Here is an 18,091-nt window from a genome sequence, read left to right on the forward strand (position 1 = left end):
GACAGGGAAGGGCAGATTTCCATGAAAGACCCGATGGATACCTATATGAACACGCTCGTGCCGATGGTGGTCGAACAGACCTCGCGCGGGGAGCGGTCCTACGATATTTACTCGCGCCTTCTGAAAGAGCGCATCATTTTCCTGTCGGGTCCGGTCCATGATGGCATGGCCACCCTGATCTGTGCGCAGCTTCTGTTCCTCGAGGCCGAGAATCCGTCGAAAGAGATCTCGATGTATATCAACAGCCCCGGCGGTGTGGTGACGGCAGGTCTGTCGATCTATGACACCATGCAATACATCAAGCCGAAGGTCTCGACGCTGGTGATCGGTCAGGCGGCCTCGATGGGCTCGCTCCTGCTGACGGCAGGCGAAAAAGACATGCGGTTCTCGCTGCCTAACTCGCGCGTGATGGTCCACCAGCCGTCCGGTGGCTATCAGGGTCAGGCGACCGATATCATGATCCACGCACAGGAAACGGCAAAACTGAAACGCCGCCTCAACGAGATCTATGTCAAGCATACCGGCAATGACTACGAGACCGTCGAAGCGGCCCTTGAACGCGATAATTTCATGTCGGCAGAGCAGGCCAAAGACTGGGGTCTGATCGACGAAATTCTCGAAAATCGCGGGAAAACCGAAGACAAGAAGTGACCCTCCCTTAACCGGGAGAGGTAATTTGACATTGGCATGACGGTCGGGCTGCCCTAGACTTTGTTTGCGGGTGGCCCGCCGCCCAAAAGGACCGGACCCGCCCGGCCGTTACTGCAGAGGGATATCATGGCGAACACTACAGGCTCCGACAGCAAGAACACCCTTTACTGTTCCTTCTGCGGCAAAAGCCAGCACGAGGTCCGGAAACTGATTGCCGGGCCGACTGTATTCATCTGCGATGAATGCGTTGAACTTTGTATGGACATCATCCGCGAGGAGACGAAATCGGCGGGGCTGAAATCCTCCGAAGGCGTGCCGACGCCGCGCGATATCTGCAAGGTACTGGATGACTATGTCATCGGTCAGGAAAAGGCCAAGCGCGTTCTTTCGGTCGCGGTGCACAACCATTACAAACGTCTGAACCACGGGTCGAAACAGGATATCGAACTGTCGAAGTCGAACATCCTGCTGATCGGTCCGACCGGCTGTGGTAAAACGCTTCTGGCCCAGACGCTGGCGCGCATTCTGGACGTGCCCTTCACGATGGCCGATGCGACCACGCTGACCGAAGCCGGCTATGTCGGTGAGGATGTCGAGAATATCATCCTGAAGCTTCTGCAGGCGTCGGAATATAATGTCGAGCGGGCGCAGCGCGGCATCGTCTATATCGACGAGGTCGACAAGATCACCCGCAAATCCGACAACCCCTCGATCACCCGCGATGTGTCGGGCGAGGGCGTGCAGCAGGCGCTGCTGAAAATCATGGAAGGCACCGTGGCGTCGGTCCCGCCGCAAGGGGGGCGCAAACACCCGCAGCAGGAATTCCTGCAGGTGGATACCACGAACATCCTGTTCATCTGTGGTGGCGCATTCGCGGGCCTCGACCGGATCATCGCGCAGCGCGGCAAAGGTTCGGCCATGGGCTTTGGCGCCGATGTAAAGAACAACGATGACCGTGGCGTGGGCGAGCTGTTTGCCGAGCTCGAGCCGGAAGATCTGCTGAAATTCGGGCTGATCCCCGAATTTGTGGGGCGTTTGCCGGTGATTGCAACGCTGACCGATCTCGACGAGGATGCGCTGGTCATCATTCTGACCCAGCCGAAAAACGCGCTGGTCAAGCAATACCAGCGTCTGTTCGAGATCGAAGGCGTTGACCTGTCCTTCACCGAAGATGCGCTGTCGGCGATTGCGAAACGCGCGATCGAGCGGAAAACCGGTGCACGCGGCCTGAGGTCGATCCTCGAGGATATCCTGCTGGATACGATGTTCGAACTGCCGGGCATGGATGGCGTGAACGAAGTGGTGGTCAATGAAGAGGCGGTCACTCAAGCCAGTGCCAAGCCGCTTCTGATTTATGCAGATGCCAAGAAAGAGGGCAGCTCTGCGAGCTAAGATCCTTGCGCCGCTCCGTTCTTTCGGGGCGGCGTTTTCGTGACCACGGGATCGGTCGCAAAGCCTATCTGCGCACTGGACCTTGTCGTGCGCTGCGATATAAGGGGCTGAGACAGCCTGCGGAGGAATAAGATGAAAACCCTGCTTCAGATTCTGACATGGTGGAATGGTCAGACGCTCAATACGCGCATCTGGTCGGCACGCAATGGCAAGAAAGTCGGCGAAGACGAGCAAGGTAACATCTTTTACCAGACCAAGGACGGCAAGCGTCGCTGGGTGATCTATAATGGCGAGAGCCAGGCAAGCCGCGTGTCGCCCGATTGGCATGGCTGGCTGCATCACACCTTTGCAGAGCCGCCGACCGAACGTCCGATGATCCATAAGACCTGGGAAAAACCGCATGAGGAAAACCTCACCGGGACGCCTGCGGCTTATGCGCCTGCAGGGTCGCTTCGTCGCGTGATGCCGGTCGAGCGTCACGACTACGAGGCATGGCAGCCCGAGTGATCTGATCCATGCGTATCTTCAAGTTTCTTTCCGTGGCGGTGATGGCCATCCTGCCAGCGGCTGTGTATGCGCAGGAAAGCGGTGTTATGACCGGCCTTGCCGATGCCTCGGGGGCGCAGCTGCGCGGGCTCGACAAGATCAATGGCATCGCTTCGGATATTGCATTGAAAACCGGCCAGAGCGTGACCTATGGCACGTTGAAGGTGACTCTGAACGAATGCCGCTACCCTTCGGAAGATCCGAGTTCGAATGCGTTCGCACATCTGACCATTTTCGACAATCAGACCAATAAACAGGCGTTTTCGGGCTGGATGATCGCGTCGAGCCCTGCGCTTTCGGCGCTCGACAATCAGCGTTACGATGTCTGGGTCATCCGCTGCACCAATTCCTGACCCGAGGGCAGGGGGCGTTTTGTGAAATCGCCCTCGCTTTCCAAAGCCCGTGCCAGTTCTGCGCGATATGCTTCGCGGGGAATTTCGATCCCGCCAAGGCTGGCCAGATGCGGCGTCAGGTATTGTGTGTCAAATAATGTGAAGCCAGATAGACGAAGGCGGTCAACCACATAGGCGATCGCGATTTTCGAGGCATTGGTGCGACGCGAGAACATCGATTCGCCAAAAAACGCGCCCCCGAGGGTGATGCCGAACAGCCCACCCACCAGCGTCTTTCCCTCCCAGACCTCCATCGAATGGGCGAATCCGTGGCTGTGCAACTGGTCATAGAGGTCGAACAGTTGCGCGTTGATCCATGTTTCGTCACGGTCGGCGCATCCTTCGACCGTGGCATGGAAAGCGTGATTGACCCTGATATGATAGGGCATGCGGCGGATCTCTCGGGCCAGCGAACGGGAAAGGTGGAAGCCCTCAAGCGGCATCACGCCGCGCAGCTTGGGTTCGAACCAGTACAGGCGCGGATCCTCGCGGCTTTCGGCCATCGGGAAGATGCCATTTGCATAGCCGCTCAGAAGGAGCTCGGCTGTTAGCGTTTGTGCCATTTTCTTGCCCGTATTATCCTTTTAGGGTCTGCCTAGTGCGAGAATGGACCGAATTGGGGGCGAGCGCAAATCATGGGTTTCTTTGATTTTTTGCCGGAGATTGATCGATATTCCGAAGATCCCGGAACTGTGGCCCGAATGAATGCCCGCCATAAGATGGTGATCAAACCGCTGGCGGAGGAGATCGCGGGCAAGCGGGTGCTGGATCTGGCGGCCCATGACGGTCGTTGGGCCTATGCCTTTGCCGCGGCAGGGGCCGCAGAGGTGGTGGGGATCGAGGGGCGCCAGAGCCTGATCGACCGCTTCGCCGAGTTTCCGCGCGAGCATCTGAAGAAGAAGGTCAGCCTGAAATGTGGCGATCTCTTTGCGGGAATGCAGGCCGAGATTGGGGCGGGGCAACGCTATGATGTGGTTGGGGTTCTGGGCATTCTTTACCATGTGATGGACCATATGCGCCTGTTCGATCTGGTGCGTCAGTTGGGGCCGAAACTGGTGGTGGTGGATAGCGAATTTCTGGACCGTCCGGGGGCGGTGATCGCGCTCCAGCGCGAGCGGACCCATAAGGACCTGAACGCGATTGCCCAGTTCGAGGGGCAGGAGGTGACGGCCATCGGCATTCCCTCGCGCAAGGCGATGGAGTTGATTGCCGAGGTGCAGGGCTTTGATATCGACTGGCTGGACTGGGAGGGGCTGCCCGTGGCGCAACGGGAGCATGTCGGGGATTACTACCGCAAGGGCGAGAAGCGGCGCTATAGCTGCTTGCTGCGCCCGAAAACCGTCTGAGGCGCCGTTTGCCAAAAGGAAAGGCCGCCTGATCGGCGGCCTTGCTGCTTTTTCTGGAGCATGTGGCAGCGTCTCGGACGCGGTTTGCCGTTATGCGTATTTGGCTTTCAGCCATTTCTCGAGCCAGTGGATCGAGTAGTTGCCGGCCTGAATATCGGGTTCTTCCAGCAGGGCGTTGAACAGCGGGATCGTGGTATCGACACCGTCGATGATCATTTCGCCAAGCGCGCGGTGCAGGCGGGCCAGTGCCTCCTGACGGTCGGCGCCATGCACGATCAGCTTGCCGATGAGGCTGTCGTAATAGGGCGGGATCTTGTAGCCCGCATAAAGCGCGCTATCGATGCGCACGCCCAGACCACCTGGCGCATGGAAGGCCGTGACCTTGCCGGGGCAGGGGGCGAAGTTGGGGATGCGTTCGGCATTGATCCGCACTTCGATGGCATGACCGTTGATCTTGAGATCGTCCTGCGTGAACTCCATGCCGAGCCCTGCGGCCACACGGATTTGCTGGCGCACGAGATCGACGCCGAAGATGGCCTCGGTGACGGGGTGTTCCACCTGCAGGCGGGTGTTCATCTCGATGAAATAGAACTCGCCATCCTCATAGAGGAATTCGATGGTGCCGGCACCGGCATAGCCCAGTTCGCCAATCGCATCGGCGCAGATCTTGCCGATACGGGCACGCTCTTCCGGGGTGATGCAGGGGCCGGGGGCCTCTTCGAGCACTTTCTGGTGACGGCGCTGGAGCGAGCAGTCGCGCTCGCCCAGATGGACGCCGCGGCCCTTGCCGTCGCCAAAGACCTGAATTTCGATATGGCGCGGTTTTTCGAGATATTTCTCGATATAGACCTCGTCATTGCCGAAAGCGGCTTTGGCTTCCGAACGGGCGGTGCGGAAAGCGACTTCGAGATCTTCGAGCGAGGTCGCGACTTTCATGCCGCGCCCGCCGCCGCCTGCGGTGGCCTTGATGATCACCGGAAAGCCCATTTCGCTGGCCACGGCCTGCGCGGTTTCGATATCGGGCACGCCACCGGCCGAACCCGGCACGACCGGAATGCCGAGACGTTTCGCGGTTTCCTTGGCGGTGATCTTGTCCCCCATCATGCGGATATGTTCCGCCGAGGGGCCGATGAAGGTGATGCCGTGATCTTCCAGCGCCTGCACGAAGCCCGCGTTTTCCGAGAGGAACCCGTAGCCCGGATGGATCGCCTGCGCGCCGGTGACTTCACAGGCGGCGATGATCTGGCTGACCTTCAGGTAGCTTTCGGACGAGGGGTTCGGGCCGATGCAGACCGATTCATCGGCCATGCGCACATGCATGGCATCGGCATCGGCGGTCGAGTGGACAGCGACAGAGGCGATGCCCATCTCGCGGCAGGCACGGATCACGCGTAGCGCGATTTCGCCCCGGTTCGCGATAAGGATCTTGTCAAACATGGGTCCGGCCTTACTCGATGATCATCAAGGGCGAGCCGAACTCGACCGGCTGCGCATCATCGATCAGGATGCGTTTCACGGTCCCTGCTTTCGGGGCGGGAATGTGGTTCATGGTTTTCATCGCTTCGATGATCATCAGCGTCTGGCCTTCCTTGACCTGCGCGCCAACGGTGACAAAAGCGGCAGCCCCCGGTTCGGGCGACAGATAGGCGGTGCCGACCATCGGCGAGGTCACAGCCCCCGGATGGGCGGCGAGGTCTTCGCTGGCCGGTGCAGCGGCAGGAGCGGCGGCAGCAGGGGCCGCGCTAGGTGCGGGCGTCGCAACAGGTGCCGCAGCTGCGATCTGGGTCACAACAGTCGACTGTTTCGAGACGCGCACCTTCAGGCTGTCATCTTCGCCATATTCACGGGTGACCGAAATTTCGGCCAGATCGTTTGTATTCAGCAGCTCGGCAAGCGCCTGAATGAAGGCGACATCGGTTTCACGGATATTATTGCTCATAGGGTCCTCGAAAGGTGCGTGTTGTGGCCTGTCAAGAATGCCAATGTTCCTTGTCCACAGGCGTTCTGGCCGTGCTTATACGCCAGGTATAGCGCAGTGAAAAGCATCAAGAGCCGTTCGGGGGGTGCTGAAAATCACGGCACAGAGAGGGTCATCGATCTGTTCTTGGGCAATGATCAGTTTTTTCGGCACTTCCTATATTTTACCATTTGATAAAAAAATTTTCGGTGGCACTGTGGAAAAAAGACGCAAGCAGGGAGGACATCATGTCCAACAGCCAGCTCACAGCCGGAATAGTGGCGGGGCGCATTGATCCGGAGGCTCTTGGGGCCAATTTTACCGATCTTCATCCGCCGCTCGATGGGCATGAGGCACGGGTGGCGGCAGATCGCTGCTATTTCTGCCATGATGCGCCTTGTGTGACGGCCTGTCCGACCTCGATCGACATTCCGTTATTTATCCGTCAGGTGTCGACCGGCACTCCCGAGGCTGCGGCCAAGACCATCTTTGATAGCAATATCCTGGGCGGCATGTGCGCGCGTGTCTGCCCGACGGAAAACCTGTGCGAAGGCTCTTGTGTGCGCGAGACGGCGGAGGGCAAGCCGGTGGAGATCGGGCTGTTGCAGCGCCATGCGACCGATACGCTGATGGCCAAGCAGAGCCACCCCTATGTGCGCGCCGACATCACGGGGCGTTCGGTGGCCGTGGTGGGGGCAGGGCCTGCGGGTCTGGCCTGTGCGCATCGGCTGGCGATGAAGGGCCATGAGGTCACCATCTATGATGCGCGCCGCAAGCCGGGGGGGCTGAATGAATATGGCATTGCCTCATACAAGGCGCCGGATGATTTCGCGCAGAAGGAAGTCGCGTGGCTGATGCAGATCGGCGGGATCACTCTGGTGGAAAACTGGATGTTGGGCCGTGCGGGTGATGGCGATCTGGCCGAGTTGCTGGAGGACTATGATGCGGTCTTCCTTGGCATGGGCCTGTCGGGGGTGAATGCGCTGCGTCTGACGGGCGAAGAGAAAGACGGCCTTCTTCCGGCAACCGATTTTATTGCTGACCTTCGTCAGGCATCCGATCTGGCCGCTTTGCCGATTGGTCGCGATGTGGTGGTGATCGGCGGCGGCATGACAGCGGTGGATGCGGCGGTGCAGGCGAAACTGCTGGGCGCGTTGAATGTGACCATCGTCTATCGCCGCTCGCGGGCCGAGATGCCGGCCTCGGGCTTTGAACAGGATCTGGCGCTTTCGAAAGGCGTGCGGATCATCGAACATGCCGCCCCTGTGGGGATTATCGGCAATGGAGCGGTGCGCGAGGTGGAATTCGCCTATACCAAGGCGGGCCCTGAGGGGCTTGAGGTGACCGAAGACACCTTCCGGCTGAGCGCGGATCAATGCTTCAAGGCGATCGGCCAGACGCTGGGGGACACGCCCGAAGAGGTCAAAGTGGCAGGTGGCAAGATCATCACTGATGGCATCGGCCGCACCAGCATGGCGCGTGTCTGGGCGGGGGGCGATTGCACCCATGCGGGCGAGGATCTGACCGTGACGGCGGTCGCGCAAGGGCGCGATGCGGCTGAAGATATTCACTCTTTCCTGATGGAGGGCTGAGACATGGCCGATCTGTCGAGCAATTTTCTCGGTATCAAATCCCCCAATCCCTTCTGGCTGGCCTCTGCACCGCCGACCGATAAGGAATATAACGTCCGCCGTGCCTATGAGGCCGGATGGGGCGGGGTGGTCTGGAAGACTTTGGGCATGGAAGGCCCGCCGGTGGTCAATGTGTCGGGCCCGCGTTACGGCGTGGTCTATGGGGCCGATCGTCGCGTGTTGGGGATCAACAATATCGAGCTGATCACCGACCGTGACCTGCAGACCAATCTCGACGAGATGACCCGCGTCAAGAAGGACTATCCCGACCGTGCGCTGATTGCCTCGATCATGGTGCCCTGCGAGGAAGAGGCATGGAAGGCGATCCTGCCGCGGGTGATGGAAACCGGCGCTGACGGGATCGAGCTGAACTTCGGTTGTCCGCATGGGATGGCCGAACGCGGGATGGGCTCGGCCGTGGGGCAGGTGCCGGAATACATCGAGATGGTCACCCGCTGGTGTAAACAGTATTACGACAAGCCGGTGATCGTGAAGCTGACCCCCAATATCACCGATATCCGCAAACCCGCCGAGGCCGCCAAACGTGGCGGTGCCGATGCGGTGAGCCTGATCAACACGATCAACTCGATCACCTCTGTCGATCTGGACAGTTTCGCGCCGCAACCCACGATTGACGGTAAGGGTAGCCACGGTGGCTATTGCGGCCCTGCGGTGAAGCCGATCGCGCTGAATATGGTAGCGGAAATCGCGCGTAGCCCCGAAACCGCAGGCCTGCCGATTTCTGGCATCGGTGGCGTGACCACTTGGCGCGATGCCGCCGAGTTCATGGCGCTGGGGGCGGGCAATGTGCAGGTTTGCACGGCGGCGATGACCTATGGGTTCAAGGTCGTGCAGGAGATGATCTCGGGGCTGTCGCAATATATGGACGAGAAAGGGTTCACCTCGATCGAGGATCTGGTGGGCCGCGCGGTGCCCAATACGACCGACTGGCAGTATCTCAACCTCAACTATGTCACCAAGGCCGAGATCAATCAGGACGATTGCATCAAATGCGGGCGTTGCTATGCGGCCTGCGAAGACACCAGCCACCAGGCCATCGCCGTGTCTGAAGACCGTGTCTATTCGGTGAAAGACGAGGAATGCGTGGCCTGTAATCTTTGCGTGGATGTCTGTCCGGTGGATTGCATCACCATGCGCGAGCTGGAATTGGGCGAGGTTGATCCCCGCACGGGGCGCAAGGTCGCAGCCTATGCGAATTGGACGACCCATCCCAACAATCCCGCCTCTCAGGCGGCGGAATAAAGGAAGGGGCCGGATGTTCCGGCCCCTTTTATCGTTTCGAAAGGCAGCAGGTCAGTGCTTGTTCTTGTTCGACATGTCGTCTTCGGCCGCGCCCTGAACGCCGATCCCCGTCTCGGGATTGATCGCATTCAGCGGCGCTTCCTCGACAGGTTGCGTGACAGGCGGGGTGACGGCCTCGGGGTCGGTGAAGACCGGAAGCTCCGACCCGAGAAGCTCTGCCCCGTCATTGGCATTGACCGTCGCATCGACATTCGCGCCATCGGGCAACTGGTTTGTGGTGCCCTCGACATCCGCGCCCTTCGCCCCCTTATCCGAGCAGACATACATCGTGCCGCCCACAGCCACCGCAGTCACCGCGACTGCGGCCAGACCTGCCGGAGAGGCTGCGGCAATAGCGGCCACGCCTGCATCCTTCAGCCGGCCTTTCAGCTTGTCCCCTGTCGTTTTGACAACGACCGAACCGATCTTCTTGCCCACCACCTTGCCGGTGACATCCTTGGCAAACCCGTTGGTATTCTCGGTCATCTGTTTGGCGGCATCGCCCGAGCCGTTCACCCGCTCGCAAAAGCTTTTGGACGCCTCGATACAATGGCCGAACCCGTCGCGCTCGCCCTGCGCATAGCCGATATAGGTGTCCTCGTCCTTGTCCCATTGCAGGCAGAAGGGCGCGCGGCCCTGATCGTCAAGCTCGGGGGTCATCGCGCGCAGGGTGACCTGACCGGGGCAGGTGACCTTGCCGCGTGATCCGAAGATCTTTTCGCGCAGGCTCAGGCTTTCTTTCACCTGCGGATTATCGGCATCGAAGACGAACTGGTTCTGCTGGCCGCGAATCGAGGTCTGGCAGCTTTGCAGCTCTGCATGGGCGGGGAAGGCGGGAAATGTTGCAGGCAAGGCCGCGACCAGGGCACTTGTCAGCAGGCAGGGCAGGGAGAGTGATCTCATCATATGCACCGAAAAGGAATAGCGCGACATATCCTATCAGCTTGGCTATTGCCGCGCCAATGACAGTTTCGCGCGCATCTATGGTTTCTTGCGGGGAAATCCGGCCCTTTCACCGGCGCAAACTTGATGAAAACCGGATTGCTGGATATGCAAAATAAAGCTTCGGAGGAATTCTGTGACCGATACACGCCCATCCGCCCCCCAGAATGCGCAGCACAACGGCGTGCAGACCGCTGTCCAGACCGCAGCAGGGAAGACATCGGGCAAACCCCTGACCCGCATCCAGCGCCGGAATCGCCAGACCATTCTGGAAGCGGCGCTTGAGGTGTTCTCGGCGCATGGGTTCCGCGGATCGACACTGGACCAGATTGCCACCGAGGCGGGGTTGTCCAAGCCCAATCTGCTTTATTACTTCCCCTCGAAAGAGGCGATCCATGTCGAATTGCTGTCGGGGCTGCTGGATGTCTGGCTGGCTCCGCTGCATGCGATGACCGCCGAGGGGGACCCGAAAACCGAGATTATGGCCTATATGCGCCGCAAGCTGGAGATGTCGCGCGAGATGCCACGCGAATCGCGGCTCTTCGCAAATGAGGTGCTTCAGGGGGCGCCGCGCTTCCATGACGGTCTGGCGGGGCAGTTGAAGACGCTGGTCGAGGAGAAAGCGTTAATTATCCAGCAGTGGATCGATGCCGGTCAGCTGGCCAAGGTTGACCCGTATCACCTGATCTTCTCGATATGGTCGCTGACACAACATTATGCTGATTTCGATGTGCAGGTCCGCACCATCTTGGGGTCCGAACGCGATCCCTTCGCCGAGGCCGAGCGTTTTCTGGAGTTTCTGTTCGGCAGGCTGCTGTCTGTCGACCCCTGAGATCCTGTGCCGAGGCTCGCCGGAATAGCCCTTAAGGCGTTAACTATAGCATGTCTTTATCGGCATGGTTAGGGCTTCGGTAACGACTCGCGCCCAAGCTTGATCTGTGGGGGCTCTTTGGGGAAAGGGCTGTGGTGATGGATCGTTTTTCGGGGTTCTTGCCCTCAATCGGTTGGTCGCCGTTGTTGATGCCGGCTTTGGCAAAATCCGCTCCGGCGACAACAGTCGAGGCGGCGGCTGCCTTGTCGTCGAGCAATAGCGGACAGGGGGCAAATGTGGACACGCAAAGCGGGTCCGGCACGGGAACGGGTACGGGTGTGGCACTGGCGCGGCAGGCGGAAAGCAGCACCGCCGAAACCGTATCGGCCAGCTATGTCGATAGCGAGATCCTGGCTCTGCCTGCGGGGCCAAGCCCTGCCTTCCGCGTCTCCTTGCTGGAACAACAGGCGGCGCGTGTGCGGGCCGGTGTCAGCAGCGCCGAGACGGTGACACCGGAACTGATGACCGAAGCCTATGCCAGTCTGACGCATGATCTGACGCAGACAGACACGGGCTGGGTCGCCGGTGGTACGGCCACGCAGGGCACCGCGCCGGAGGCGACGAATCAGGTGGCGGCGGTGCCGGAGACGGCGCCGCAAACCGGTGCAGATGCGGAGATCGTGACGCTGGATATGACGCGTTGACAGGGTTAACTTTGATTTAAGGGCGTTTTGGCGTCGTGGAAGATCTTAAAAATTGCTTTTGAGGTCCGTGACGGTATGGTCGGGGAAGTTCCCTCCCTGCATCGATCCGTTCCGCCATGTCTTCTTTCGATTGTTCCACGCATGTCTACACAACCTCCTCCCATAAGAAGGGAGAGGTTGATCTGCATGTCGATCTGTATCGCCCGAAAGAGTCCTCCGGGCCGGTGCCGCTTGTCGTGTGGCTGCATGCGGGCGGATTTCGTACGGGAAGCCGTCAAAGCTGGACCCATGCCAAGATCGCCCAGATCTTTGTCGATGAGGGCTATGCCTTTGCCGCGCTGGATTACCGTCTGGCGCGCCCGCCAGCGGTTCTGTCTTGGCCAACCCAGCAGAAATTATCCGAACTTCTGAACGATGGGCAAACCCATTGCCCGGGGCTGAACGAGTCTTTCCGTGGCCGTCGTCCGATGGCAGTGGTCGAGGATGTCTGCGCGTTCTTCGGCTGGATCACGGCGCGCGAGGCCGAGTTCGGCCTGTCGGGGGAATATCTGCTGGCAGGGGCCTCTGCCGGTGGGATTTCGGTGCTCAATACCCTGTTTCTGGCCGAGCATCTTGGCCGCACGCTGCCGCCGATCCGCGCAGCCTTCGTGCTATCGGGCGGATTTGCCTTCCCGAGTTTCATGGGCGCGACCCGCACCCCCATTCTGGCAATCCATAATCCGGCGGATGAGCGCGTCGATTTCTCGGCCATCATGCTGCTCAAGGAAAAGCGCCCCGAGCAGGTCGAACTGATTGTCGCGCACCGGCAAAAGCATGGCTTCCCGATGGTGATCCCCGAAGAGCCGATGGCGGCGGGGATTGGCCGTTTTATTACGTTCGACCGGCGGATGCAGAACGGCCTTCCGTTGCGCCGTATGCCGCTGATCCTTGATGCGCCCGGCACCTATGCGGCGGATTCGCTGATTGCCGTGTCCTGAGATCCGCTCGGGCGGGTGCCACTCCAGCAAAGCGGAGTTGCGTTAAGCGACTGGCTCGGCCCCGATTTTCCTGACCATTTTACTTGTCCCGCCCCGCCATCCGGAGCTTGTGCGTAAAATTTAGGCGCAGGCTTCAGGTTTCTACGCTCCGGTTAGGGCGGACCCTGTCAGGCCCTTGACCCGTTTCGGCTTGGGGTGTCTCAATATTCTTGACCAGTTGGTCAGAAACGAATTCGTCACAAAGAGGACGCCCGCGAAGACGTTCCGGTGACAGGGAGTATTTGAATATGTCCGCACCCGGAGAAAACCTCCGCATCAATTCCGCACGCCTTTGGGATAGTCTTATGGAAATGGCCAAAATCGGGCCAGGGGTTGCAGGCGGAAATAACCGACAGACCCTGACCGATGAAGATGCCGAAGGGCGCGCGCTGTTCCAGAGCTGGTGCGAGGCGGCGGGCATGTCGATGGGCGTCGACAAGATGGGCACCATGTTTGCCACCCGCGCGGGCGAGGACCCCGAGGCGCTGCCCGTCTATATCGGCAGCCATCTTGATACCCAGCCCACGGGCGGGAAATATGACGGGGTGCTGGGGGTGCTGGCCGCGCTTGAGGTTGTGCGCACCTTGAACGACCTCAATATCAAGACCAGACATCCGATCGTGGTGACCAACTGGGCCAATGAGGAGGGCGCGCGTTTCGCCCCTGCCATGCTGGCCTCTGGGGTTTTCGCGGGCGAGATCGATCTGGATTACGCCTATTCGCGCGAAGATCTTGAGGGCAAGACCTATGGGGCCGAGCTTGAGCGTATCGGCTGGAAGGGCGTCGAAGAGGTCGGCGCGCGCAAGATGCATGCCTATTACGAATATCATATCGAACAGGGGCCGATCCTTGAGGCCGCCGAGAAATCCATTGGCGTTGTGACCCATTGTCAGGGGTTGTGGTGGCTGGAATTCACGCTGACCGGCAAGGATGCGCATACCGGCTCCACGCCGATGGCGATGCGGGTGAATGCGGGTCTTGCCATGAGCCGGATTTTCGAGATGGTTCAGGATGTTGCCATGAAGAACCAGCCGGGAGCTGTGGGCGGTGTGGGGCAGGTGACCTTCACCCCGAACTCGCGCAATGTGCTACCGGGCAAAGTGGTGTTTACCGTCGATATCCGCACGCCCGATCAGGCCAAGCTGGATGCGATGCGCGCCGAGATCGAGACCCGCGCTGCCGGAATCTGTGCTGAGCTTGGTGTGGGCTGCGTCATTGATCCGGTGGGGCACTTTGATCCTGTGACCTTCGCGCCGGAGCTGGTGGCCAATGTCCGCACTGCCGCCGAGCGTCTGGGCTACAGCCATATGGATATTATCTCGGGGGCGGGCCATGACGCTTGCTGGGCGGCGAAAGTGGCGCCGACGACGATGATCATGTGCCCCTGTGTCGATGGGCTGTCGCATAACGAGGCCGAGGAAATCAGCCCCGAATGGGCGGCGGCGGGCTGTGATGTTCTGTGTCATGCCGTTCTGGAAACCGCGCAGATCGTGGGGTGATGTATTTTGCGGATAATTCGGTTCATGGAGGTATTACCTCAATGCATACCGGCATTTTCGCAAATCGAACCTTGCAACAAGGATGCTTGAAACATGGGCGTGATGGGTCAATTTCACTGTCAAGACGGCGCACCTTCTTTGGGAGTGCCGGATGCGACAATGAAGGAGATCACAGATGCCGCTTATCCAGTTTCATGTCATCGAAGGGCGCCCCGAGGCCGAGATCAAAGCGATGCTCGATGCCGGTCACGAGGCCGTTCTGGAGGCCTTCGCTGTGCCGCAGGACGACCGCTACCAGCTGGTGACCGAATACAAACCCGGTCGCATGGTGCTGCTGGATACGGGGCTGGGCTTTACCCGCGGCCCGAGCCCGATCCTTGTGCAGGTCTTCTCCTCGCCGCGCAGCGAAGAACAAAAACAGGCCTTCTACGACATTCTTTGCCGCAAGCTGGAAACAGCGATCGGTCTGGATCCGAAAGATCTGATGGTGTCGGTGATGTCCAACACACGCGCGGATTGGAGCTTCGGCTTCGGTCGCGCGCAATTCCTGACGGGCGAACTCTGATCTCTGTTGCGGCTTCGGGCGTAGCACAGATCTGCTGCGCCCCTGCCACAATAGGGAGACACCCATGACGAAAACGGTCATCAAGGGCGGCACGATTGTCACCGCCGATCTGACCTACAAGGCGGATGTTCTGGTCGAGGGCGGCCAGATCATCGAAATCGGGCCTGACCTTGCAGGCGACAAGGTTCTGGACGCCAAGGGCTGCTATGTGATGCCCGGCGGGATCGACCCGCATACCCATCTGGAAATGCCCTTCATGGGCACCTATTCCGCCGATGATTTTGACGCGGGGACAGCTGCGGCGGTCTCGGGCGGCACCACGATGGTGATCGATTTCGCCCTGCCCAATCCGGGCGAGAGTATGCTCGATGCGCTGAAGAAATGGGACAATAAAGCCGCCCGCGCGCATTGCGATTACAGTTTCCATATGGCGGTGACATGGTGGGGTGAGCAGGTCTTTGACGAGATGAAGACCATCACCGAGCGCGGCATCAATTCCTTCAAGCATTTCATGGCCTATAAGGGCAGCCTGATGGTCAATGATGACGAGCTGTTTGCCTCGTTCAAACGTTGCGCCGAGCTGGGCGCGCTGCCGATGGTCCATGCCGAGAATGGCGATGTGGTGGCCGAGATGTCGGCACGCCTTCTGGCCCAAGGCAATACCGGCCCCGAGGCCCATGCCTATTCCCGCCCGACGATTGTGGAGGGCGAGGCCACCAACCGCGCGATCATGATCGCCGATATGGCGGGCGTTCCGCTGTATGTGGTGCATACCTCCTGCGAGGAAAGCCATGAGGCGATCCGCCGTGCCAAGATTCTGGGCAAGCGCGTCTATGGCGAGCCGCTGATCCAACATCTGGTGCTCGATGAAAGCGAGTATTTCGACAAGGATTGGGACCATTCGGCACGGCGCGTGATGTCGCCACCCTTCCGTAACAAGCAACATCAGGACAGTCTTTGGGCGGGTCTCGCTTCGGGCACGCTGTCTTGTGTGGCGACCGACCACTGCGCCTTTACGACCGAACAGAAGCGCTATGGGGTGGGCGATTTCACCAAGATCCCCAATGGGACGGGCGGGCTTGAGGACCGGATGCCGATGCTTTGGACCTACGGGGTGAATACGGGCCGCATCACGATGAATGAGTTTGTCGCCGTGACCTCGACCAATATTGCCAAGATCATGAACATCTATCCCAAGAAGGGCGCGGTTCTGGTGGGCGCGGACGCCGATCTGGTCGTCTGGGACCCCGAGGCCAGCAAGGTGGTCTCCGCCAAGACGCAGGTGTCGTCGATCGATTACAATGTTTTCGAGGGCAAAGAGGTCAAGGGCCTGCCGCGCTATACGCTGTCTCGTGGCGTGGTTGCGGCCGTCGAGGGCCGTGTCGAGGCGCCCGAGGGACATGGGCAATTTGTCGCCCGCCCGCCGGGAACGGCGGTGTCGAAAGCGCTGTCGACATGGAAAGAGCTGACCGCGCCGCGCCCTGTCGTGCGCGCCGGTATTCCGGCCAGCGGCGTCTGAGACGTCAACTCTTGCGGGGTGCCCGCCTTCTGGGCATCCTCAACCCACAGAGCCCGGAAAACGGGTCATTAGGGAAAAACGGGGAAGATGAAGAAACCGATTATCAATGCGCGCGATGTCAATCTGGTGTTTGAAACCAATGACGGGCCGGTGCAGGCGCTGAAGGATGTGAACCTGTCCATCGAGCGCGGGGAGTTCGTGTCGTTTATCGGGCCTTCGGGCTGTGGCAAAACGACCTTTCTGCGCTGTATCGCGGCGCTCGAGACGCCCACGGGGGGCGCGTTGACCGTTAACGGGATTCCTCCCGATGAGGCGCGTAAGGCGCGAAGCTATGGCTATGTGTTTCAGGCGGCGGGGCTGTATCCTTGGCGGACGATTGCGGGAAATATCAAGCTGCCCTTGGAGATCATGGGCTATCCCAAGGCCGAGATGGATGCGCGGGTCGAGAAGGTTCTGGAGCTGGTGGACCTCAAGGGCTTTGGCCGGAAGTTTCCGTGGCAGCTGTCGGGCGGCATGCAGCAGCGCGCCTCTATCGCGCGGGCGTTGTCCTTTGATGCCGATATTCTCTTGATGGACGAGCCTTTCGGGGCGCTTGACGAGATCGTGCGCGACAAGCTGAATGAGGAGCTGTTGGCGCTTTGGGCGCGGACCGGCAAGACGATTGGCTTTGTGACCCATTCGATCCCCGAGGCGGTCTATCTTTCGACCAAGATTGTGGTGATGAGCCCGCGTCCCGGACGGATCACCGATGTGATCGATAGCCCTTTGCCGAAGGAGCGTCCCTTGGAGATCCGTGATAGTCCAGAGTTTCTGGAGATTGCGCATCGGGTGCGTGAGGGGCTGCATGCGGGGCATGCCCATGTGTGAGTCTGTTTGGGTAGGAAGGGGGGCGCTGCCCCCCAAACCCCCCGGGATATTTAGGGCAGCTGGAACTGTGATCGGGGGGGACTCATGACGCGGGTTGGTCCGGTATTGGTTGTGGTTTGTGCCATTATCGCGGTCTGGTATGGCGCGACGGTCTGGCTGAACAGTGCCTGGGTTTATGATCAGGCGGCGCGTTCGGGGCAGGCGGTTGGATTTTGGGATATGGTTGGTCAGACGATGGCGCTGGACAGGCCCGTATTGCCTGCGCCGCATCAGGTTGTGATGGGGCTTTGGGACGGGGTCACGGGACAGAAAGTAACGTCGAAGCGGTCTTTGGTCTATCATGGCTGGATTACGCTGGAGGCCACGGGGCTCGGGTTTATCATCGGGACCGTGGCGGGGCTGTTGCTGGCCGTGGCGCTGGTGCATAACAAGGCGCTGGATATGAGTTTCATGCCTTGGGCGATTGCAAGCCAGACGATCCCCGTGCTGGCGATTGCGCCGATGGTGATTGTGGTTCTGGCCTCGCTGGGGGTGAAGGGGCTTTTGCCGAAGGCGCTGATTGCGGCTTATCTGAGTTTCTTCCCTGTCCTGGTGGGGATGGTGAAGGGTTTGCGCGCACCTGATGCGATGCAGATTGATCTGTTGCGCACCTATGGCGCGCCGAAGACGGCGATTTTCTGGAAGCTGCGGTTGCCGTCCTCGATGGCCTATTTCTTTGCCTCGCTGAAGGTCGGGGTGGCGGCGGCTTTGGTGGGCACCATTGTGGCCGAATTGCCCGCAGGGGCTGTGGCGGGGCTTGGTGCGCGTCTGTTGCAGGGCAGCTATTACGGGCAGACGATCCAGATCTGGGCGGCACTGATTGCGGCAGCCTGTCTGGCAGCGGTGCTGGTGGGGCTGGTGGGGCTGATCGAGACGGTCGTGTTGAAACGGATGGGGTTGGTAAGATGAGCT

At 59.9% G+C, this 18,091-nt stretch carries 19 protein-coding genes; 15 read left to right on the forward strand and 4 right to left on the reverse strand.

All coding sequences use genetic code 11. The annotated features are described in order from the left end of the window. The first annotated feature begins 21 nt into the window (after window positions 1-21). The 4 genes from WDB86_RS00735 to WDB86_RS00750 all read left to right on the forward strand — a co-directional run bounded on the left by WDB86_RS00735 (window position 22) and on the right by WDB86_RS00750 (window position 2,942). The gene (locus tag WDB86_RS00735; RefSeq protein WP_339107664.1) at window positions 22-651 is read left to right on the forward strand and encodes an ATP-dependent Clp protease proteolytic subunit; all 630 of its coding nucleotides are present in this window, start codon (window positions 22-24) and stop codon (window positions 649-651) included. A 126-nt stretch (window positions 652-777) separates the two neighbouring features. Then, window positions 778-2,043: an ATP-dependent Clp protease ATP-binding subunit ClpX gene (gene clpX / locus WDB86_RS00740; RefSeq protein ID WP_339107663.1), complete on the forward strand. Its 1,266-nt coding sequence runs from the start codon at window positions 778-780 to the stop codon at window positions 2,041-2,043. Window positions 2,044-2,175: 132 nt separating this feature from the next. After that, window positions 2,176-2,550 carry an NADH:ubiquinone oxidoreductase subunit NDUFA12 gene (locus tag WDB86_RS00745; RefSeq protein WP_339107662.1) on the forward strand — a complete coding sequence of 125 codons (375 nt, stop codon included), beginning with the start codon at window positions 2,176-2,178 and terminating at the stop codon, window positions 2,548-2,550. An 8-nt stretch (window positions 2,551-2,558) separates the two neighbouring features. After that, on the forward strand, window positions 2,559-2,942 hold the full coding sequence (locus WDB86_RS00750) for a DUF2155 domain-containing protein (protein ID WP_406736307.1): 384 nt from the start codon (window positions 2,559-2,561) through the stop codon (window positions 2,940-2,942). On the opposite strand, the gene aat is transcribed toward WDB86_RS00750, so the two are convergent. Next, window positions 2,906-3,544, reverse strand: coding sequence for a leucyl/phenylalanyl-tRNA--protein transferase (gene aat, locus WDB86_RS00755; RefSeq protein WP_406736308.1), 639 nt, complete (start codon window positions 3,542-3,544; stop codon window positions 2,906-2,908). The genes WDB86_RS00750 and aat overlap by 37 nt on opposite strands. A 72-nt stretch (window positions 3,545-3,616) precedes the next feature. Here aat and WDB86_RS00760 point away from each other — a divergent pair, with 72 nt between their 5' ends. After that, complete coding sequence (locus WDB86_RS00760) at window positions 3,617-4,327, forward strand: hypothetical protein (protein ID WP_406736309.1); 711 nt, start codon at window positions 3,617-3,619, stop codon at window positions 4,325-4,327. Window positions 4,328-4,417: 90 nt separating this feature from the next. On the opposite strand, the gene accC is transcribed toward WDB86_RS00760, so the two are convergent. Both accC and accB read right to left on the reverse strand, forming a co-directional pair. Further along, on the reverse strand, window positions 4,418-5,764 hold the full coding sequence (gene accC / locus WDB86_RS00765; RefSeq protein ID WP_339107658.1) for an acetyl-CoA carboxylase biotin carboxylase subunit: 1,347 nt from the start codon (window positions 5,762-5,764) through the stop codon (window positions 4,418-4,420). Between the two features lie 10 nt (window positions 5,765-5,774). Further along, a complete protein-coding gene (gene accB, locus WDB86_RS00770) occupies window positions 5,775-6,266 on the reverse strand; it encodes an acetyl-CoA carboxylase biotin carboxyl carrier protein (protein WP_339107657.1) in 492 nt (163 codons plus the stop codon). A 266-nt stretch (window positions 6,267-6,532) separates the two neighbouring features. Here accB and WDB86_RS00775 point away from each other — a divergent pair, with 266 nt between their 5' ends. Beyond that, window positions 6,533-7,876 carry an NAD(P)-dependent oxidoreductase gene (locus tag WDB86_RS00775; RefSeq protein ID WP_406736310.1) on the forward strand — a complete coding sequence of 448 codons (1,344 nt, stop codon included), beginning with the start codon at window positions 6,533-6,535 and terminating at the stop codon, window positions 7,874-7,876. Window positions 7,877-7,879: 3 nt separating this feature from the next. Further along, window positions 7,880-9,178 carry an NAD-dependent dihydropyrimidine dehydrogenase subunit PreA gene (gene preA / locus WDB86_RS00780; RefSeq protein WP_406736311.1) on the forward strand — a complete coding sequence of 433 codons (1,299 nt, stop codon included), beginning with the start codon at window positions 7,880-7,882 and terminating at the stop codon, window positions 9,176-9,178. A 51-nt stretch (window positions 9,179-9,229) separates the two neighbouring features. Here preA and WDB86_RS00785 read toward each other — a convergent pair whose 3' ends face one another. Next, window positions 9,230-10,150: a hypothetical protein gene (locus tag WDB86_RS00785; RefSeq protein WP_406736312.1), complete on the reverse strand. Its 921-nt coding sequence runs from the start codon at window positions 10,148-10,150 to the stop codon at window positions 9,230-9,232. A gap of 241 nt (window positions 10,151-10,391) precedes the next feature. Between WDB86_RS00785 and WDB86_RS00790 the strand changes: the two genes are divergently transcribed. The 8 genes from WDB86_RS00790 (at window position 10,392) to WDB86_RS00825 (ending at window position 18,088) form a co-directional block, all read left to right on the forward strand. Continuing rightward, a complete protein-coding gene (locus WDB86_RS00790; protein WP_339109520.1) occupies window positions 10,392-10,991 on the forward strand; it encodes a TetR family transcriptional regulator C-terminal domain-containing protein in 600 nt (199 codons plus the stop codon). A 275-nt stretch (window positions 10,992-11,266) separates the two neighbouring features. Then, entirely contained in the window at window positions 11,267-11,674 is a 408-nt protein-coding gene (locus WDB86_RS00795) for a hypothetical protein (protein WP_406736313.1), read from the forward strand. 116 nt (window positions 11,675-11,790) lie between these two features. Further along, window positions 11,791-12,651 carry an alpha/beta hydrolase gene (locus tag WDB86_RS00800; RefSeq protein ID WP_406736314.1) on the forward strand — a complete coding sequence of 287 codons (861 nt, stop codon included), beginning with the start codon at window positions 11,791-11,793 and terminating at the stop codon, window positions 12,649-12,651. Window positions 12,652-12,938: 287 nt separating this feature from the next. Beyond that, the gene (locus WDB86_RS00805) at window positions 12,939-14,189 is read left to right on the forward strand and encodes a Zn-dependent hydrolase (RefSeq protein ID WP_406736315.1); all 1,251 of its coding nucleotides are present in this window, start codon (window positions 12,939-12,941) and stop codon (window positions 14,187-14,189) included. A gap of 175 nt (window positions 14,190-14,364) precedes the next feature. Next, window positions 14,365-14,754, forward strand: coding sequence for a tautomerase family protein (locus WDB86_RS00810; RefSeq protein ID WP_339107650.1), 390 nt, complete (start codon window positions 14,365-14,367; stop codon window positions 14,752-14,754). A 64-nt stretch (window positions 14,755-14,818) separates the two neighbouring features. Further along, window positions 14,819-16,273 (forward strand): dihydropyrimidinase, encoded by a 1,455-nt coding sequence (hydA, locus tag WDB86_RS00815; RefSeq protein ID WP_406736316.1) that lies wholly within the window; start codon window positions 14,819-14,821, stop codon window positions 16,271-16,273. A gap of 87 nt (window positions 16,274-16,360) precedes the next feature. Further along, the gene (locus WDB86_RS00820) at window positions 16,361-17,140 is read left to right on the forward strand and encodes an ABC transporter ATP-binding protein (protein ID WP_406736317.1); all 780 of its coding nucleotides are present in this window, start codon (window positions 16,361-16,363) and stop codon (window positions 17,138-17,140) included. Between the two features lie 84 nt (window positions 17,141-17,224). Then, window positions 17,225-18,088 (forward strand): ABC transporter permease, encoded by an 864-nt coding sequence (locus WDB86_RS00825; protein ID WP_406736318.1) that lies wholly within the window; start codon window positions 17,225-17,227, stop codon window positions 18,086-18,088. The last annotated feature ends 3 nt before the right edge of the window (window positions 18,089-18,091 follow it).

Origin of the sequence: Thioclava sp. GXIMD4215 (assembly GCF_045291555.1) — a bacterium.
Classification (GTDB): Bacteria; Pseudomonadota; Alphaproteobacteria; order Rhodobacterales; family Rhodobacteraceae; genus Thioclava; species Thioclava litoralis.